The organism is Flavobacterium sp. FlaQc-52 (assembly GCF_044007495.1).
Lineage (GTDB): Bacteria > Bacteroidota > Bacteroidia > Flavobacteriales > Flavobacteriaceae > Flavobacterium > Flavobacterium cupriresistens.
Window position 1 is genome coordinate 1 of the sequence record NZ_JBIPCV010000060.1, and the last position, 255, is coordinate 255.

General features: G+C 27.1%; 1 protein-coding gene. It reads left to right on the plus strand.

Translation table 11 applies throughout. The features are described from left to right. Nucleotides 1-255, plus strand: a 255-nt coding sequence (locus ACHRV5_RS22495) for a transposase (RefSeq protein WP_395428347.1), incomplete at both ends; no start/stop codon positions are given.

Sequence of the window (255 nt, forward strand, 5' to 3'; positions counted from 1 at the left end):
AAGCGATATAACTTACTGGAAAATTAAAGATGATTTTCTATATATCAGTTTTATTACAGATGCCTATTCAAAAAAAATAGTTGGTTATCATTTAGGAGATAGTTTGCAAACATCTGAAACAATTCAAACCTTAGAAATGGCAATTTCAAGTAATGCAAATGAAAAAAAAGGACTAGAATTGATACATCATTCCGATAGAGGAACCCAATATTGTAGTAATGAATATATAAAACTTCTAGAAAATAACAATATTGG